The 4,171-nt window shown below is 63.8% G+C and carries 4 protein-coding genes and 1 pseudogene; 2 read left to right on the top strand and 3 right to left on the bottom strand.

The window, feature by feature from the left end:
* Together AC1D00_RS29925 and AC1D00_RS29920 are read right to left on the bottom strand one after the other, a co-directional pair.
* The coding region (locus AC1D00_RS29925; RefSeq protein ID WP_477013147.1) for a glycosyltransferase 87 family protein at window positions 1-522 on the bottom strand (522 nt) is incomplete at its 3' end.
* A gap of 59 nt (window positions 523-581) precedes the next feature.
* Complete coding sequence (locus AC1D00_RS29920; protein ID WP_477013146.1) at window positions 582-2,096, bottom strand: hypothetical protein; 1,515 nt, start codon at window positions 2,094-2,096, stop codon at window positions 582-584.
* A gap of 296 nt (window positions 2,097-2,392) precedes the next feature.
* On the opposite strand from AC1D00_RS29920, the gene AC1D00_RS29915 reads away from it, so the two are divergent.
* Window positions 2,393-2,557 carry a Flp family type IVb pilin gene (locus tag AC1D00_RS29915; protein WP_027545569.1) on the top strand — a complete coding sequence of 55 codons (165 nt, stop codon included), beginning with the start codon at window positions 2,393-2,395 and terminating at the stop codon, window positions 2,555-2,557.
* A gap of 222 nt (window positions 2,558-2,779) precedes the next feature.
* On the opposite strand, the gene AC1D00_RS29910 is transcribed toward AC1D00_RS29915, so the two are convergent.
* Window positions 2,780-3,763, bottom strand: coding sequence for a phosphatase PAP2 family protein (locus AC1D00_RS29910; RefSeq protein WP_477013145.1), 984 nt, complete (start codon window positions 3,761-3,763; stop codon window positions 2,780-2,782).
* 268 nt (window positions 3,764-4,031) lie between these two features.
* Between AC1D00_RS29910 and AC1D00_RS29905 the strand changes: the two are divergent.
* Window positions 4,032-4,171, top strand: a pseudogene (locus tag AC1D00_RS29905) (TetR/AcrR family transcriptional regulator); the annotation flags it as partial.

Raw genomic sequence — 4,171 nt, 5'->3', positions numbered from 1 at the left:
GCCAAGGAGCGGCCGCGGTCCGAGCAGCCTGACGCCCGCGACCAGCAGCCCGGCAACGAGAAAGGCGCACTGTCCATCGGCCAGGTTGAGGGCTGCGGCTGGCGAGACCAGAACCGCCGCGATGATGTAGGGCGTCAGTTGCGGCTGATCGGCCCGGTTGCGAAGCGCCCAGGCCAGGAAGCCTGCAGTCGCCGCCTGGAATGCGACATAGGAGCCGACAAAACCAAGCGGCGCGACGGGCAGCAGCAGAACGAGAAAGCTGGGCGGATAGAACCACGGACGGAACTCCAGCGGCACCGTCAGCCATGATGCGAACGACCGGTTGAGATAGGCGGTGAACGCGTCGCCATCGATGACCAGCGCAAGATTGCCGGCGAGCATCGACCTGACGGCGCCGTAGAACACCATCCAGTCGGTGCCGGGGCCGATGTGGTTCAGGCCGATCCAGCCGGGATGGACGAGGGTGGAGATCAGGATACCCCAGCCGAACAGCGTTGCGATCGCCATCGCCGGCAGGAGCATGAGGGGAATCCCGCTGCAGCTGCGCGATGGACCGGGCATCGGCCGCTGAACGGACACGCTCACTTGAAAGCTTCCCTCGATGTTTCCGCCTGCGGCGCCGCACCGGCCTGTGCGTCGGCGGCTCGCACATGGATCACCGCGATGTCGTCCGCATAGATCCGCTTCCAGCCCTTGAGCTGATCGAGGATCTGCGGGCCCGGCGCATCGGCGACCAGGAGCGTCGCGTCGATCTTGTACTCATCCAGCAGGCGCGGAAGCAGCTCGGGCTTCTTGCCCTCCGTCGCCTTGAAGAAATCCATGACGAATGTCTCGCCATAGAGCTCGGCGCGGCCGTCGACATAGACAGGGATGTCGCGCGAGATCAGATAGCCGCCGAACTGATAGGCGTTGAAGACGCGCTGGGCCTTGCGTTGCTCGAGCAGGTCGACGGCGGCAACCGGCGTCTGCGTCATCGTGAAGTTGAAGCGGTTGTGCCCCATGTAGAGCGAGGTCGAGGTCCAGCCCGCGGCCACGATCATCAGTGCGCCAAGCGCGGTGACATAGCGGGCCGGCCAGCGGTCGGTGCCGGTGGCGTCCGGCTGCGGGCGCGTAACCATCTGGCCGAGCGGCTTCGCCAGCACCAGCGGCACCAGGAAGGCAAATGCCTCGATGCTCCTGACATGGGTCAATGCGCTCCAGGTCAGGAACAGGATCAGGAAGATCCTCGGCGCCGAGAGCACGAGGCCGCGATAATAGCCGAATGCGATCAGGCCGAGCAGCGCGCCTTCGAACGAGCTGAACGTGGCAAAGTTCGCCGGCATCCATTCGAAGATCAGCGACAACAGCTCGCCGAGACTGAGGATGTTGGTCGCGCCCAGCAGCGTCTTCCAGCCGTAGGGCGTGCAGCAGCTCGCGATCAGTGCGCCGATGCCGAACAGCACCCAGCGCATGAACAGCTGAAGCCGCCGCCCTTTTTCCGCGTGCTCGACGGCCTCGAGCGAGATCGGACCGATCAGCGCCAGGCCGAGCACGAAGCCGCCATGCAGGTTCGCCCAGAGCGCCATCAGCGGCAGCCAATACCAGGACGGCGCGCGCCTGCGGTCGGCAGCCGCCATTAGCAGGCCGACCCACGCCACCATGACGGGCAGCGCCAGAATATGCGGACGCGCCAGGACGTGGTGCAGCGACAGCAGCAGCGCCAGCATCGCAAACAGCACCGCACGCGGCGCCTCGATCTGCGCGTCGAGCAGATAGACGAAGATGGCGGCCGTGAGCGCGACCGCCATCGTGGTGAGGATGACGGGACCTGCCCAGTCCCATTGCGCATGGGAGAAGGCGAACAGCACTTGCGACAGCCACGACGTCGAAATCCACGGCGCGCCCGTCCGCGTGAAGGAATAGAAATCCGTGGTGGGGACAGTGCCGTGATCGAGGATCCATTGCCCGACCTTGATCTGCCAGAACGAGTCGGAGTCCTGAAGCAGCGTGTCGCCGACATGGAGGAAGAAGAGATAGGCGCCGGCACCGACGCAGAGCGGCACCAGGGCTCGCGCTCGGCTCTGCATCGCGATGCTGTTGGCAAAGGAAAGGGACATTCCGCCTCGTCGTYCTGTTGTTCTTGTCGGTTGGCCGAGCGGCGGGCATTGGACCATGGCGGTCATAACTTCGGGTAAACCGGCGGCGGGGGCCGTTTCATGTCCGGACAATTTAACGGATTGTTTTGGATTTCGGTTTACCATCGGCGAATACGTGCAAACCGCTCTGTGTTTACGCAGTCGAATTAACTGCGGCGAAATTCTTTGCCACTACGTTCGGTTCCATGGTCGGGCGGCGCTGGGAAGCCGAAAAGACCAGATCAGTTGTAGCCTCGTGTACCCATTTGGAGCACTCTATGAAGAACCTCGTTGCGCGCTTTGTGAAGGATGAATCCGGCGCCACCGCCATTGAATACGGCCTGATCGCTGCCGGCATCGCGCTGGCCATCATCACCGTGGTCAACAACCTCGGTACCACGCTGAACACCAAGTTCACCTCGATCTCGACCAGCCTCAAGTAAGGCCGGACGACCTGAGAATTCTGAGAGCCCCGTCCTCGACGGGGCTCTTTTCTTTTGGTCRGCGATTTCAGTTCGGAGATGGGCAGAGCTCCGTCATGGCTTGAAGACCGAAGGCGGAGCCCACCATCGAGACTTCGGATATTGAAAATTCCTCGTGGGCACGGCGCTACGCGCCTTTGCCCGCTCTACGGCAACTTGTCTCCGACCGCGACGATCGCGCCGTCATTCTGCGAGGCTGGTCTGCCAGACGGGCGATAGCTCAGGTGCGGCAGACACGGGCGCCGTGCGGCCGAGCCGTTGAACATAGAATGTCGTGACCCAGATCGATGCAGCGGCGACCGCGATGCCGCCGGCGACGTCGATGAGGTAATGCGCACCAATCGCCGGCGTCGCCGCGATCATCAGGAGGTTGAGCGCGGCTGCGATGCCGCCGATGCCGCGCACCGGCCACAGCGCCCACATGTAGAGCACGGCGGAAGCGGCGTGAAAGCTCGGAAACGAGACGATGCCGGAGAGGAAGAACAGCCGGAGCTCGTGCAGGCTGCCGTCGCGCAGTGCCAGGATGTCGCGCAACTGCCCGGCATAGACCGCGGTGTTGATCTCGGGGAAATGCGCGGCCGGCAGTTGCAGCCCGTAATAGGTGCCGATCGCCGGCACGACGGCGGAGATTGCGATGGTGACCGCGAGCGCAAGGCTCATCGCGAGCATGAACACTTGCAGCCGCACATGGCGCGCTGTCAGTGTCAGCACGACGGGGATGCCGAGCAGCGGCCATTTGATCAGTCCGTAGCCGCGAGCCAGGCAGTCGGCGAGCCAGGGATGGTCGTTGACGTAGCGCGCGATCGCTTCGGGATCGAGGCCGAGCGCCCGGTCGATCGCCAGCAGTGCGTCGTCCTGGAGCGGCCAGTTCAGCTTGCCCGCGACATAGCTGAGCGGTCCGACGATGGCGCAGGTGAGAATGACCTGTCCGATCGTGCCCARCGAGAACACCAGTTTCGGATCGGCTAACTCGTCCTTGGCGAGCCGGTGGCCATAGGCGACTACGACCAGGACGGCGGCGATCGCCACCGTGATGCCGTAGGCAACAGGCTCGAGGCTCAGACCGGTAAGGGGCAGGCCGAGCGCCAGCAGAGCGCCCATGGCTGCGACAGGAAGCCAGTTCAGATTGAAGAGCTGCCAGGCGGTCCGGGCGTCCGAGTCGATCATGCTGCACCGAGGAGGGATCGCAGTACTGCGGTACAGTCGCCGGGCTGCTTTTAAGATCGCGGTAACAATTGTGGTTAGCCGTTTACCAACCGGCTCTGCGCATTTGAGCGAATCTGTCTCGCCGCTTTGATATGACGCTTCGCGCAAATGCATCTTGTCATCCCCCCTGAATAGTTGTTCAGTCCTTGCGGGGCGATTTGCAATTACTGCAGTGACGAAGCGTTCGGCCGCAGGGCGTGCGGCAGGCGTGTGGGACAGGAAGCGCGCCATGGTTTATCGGCGGACGCATCAAGTGGTTAAGCGCCTTGCGGCCCGGCGCAGTGCGATATTGGCGGCGGCGCGGGAGGCTGCGGCGGAAGGCGGGATGGCGGCGGTGCAGATTGCGCCGGTCGCGGTCCGGGCCAATGT

It is taken from the genome of Bradyrhizobium sp. P2_E8, from assembly GCF_056403875.1.
This window is presented reverse-complemented; position numbering and strand designations above follow the sequence as displayed.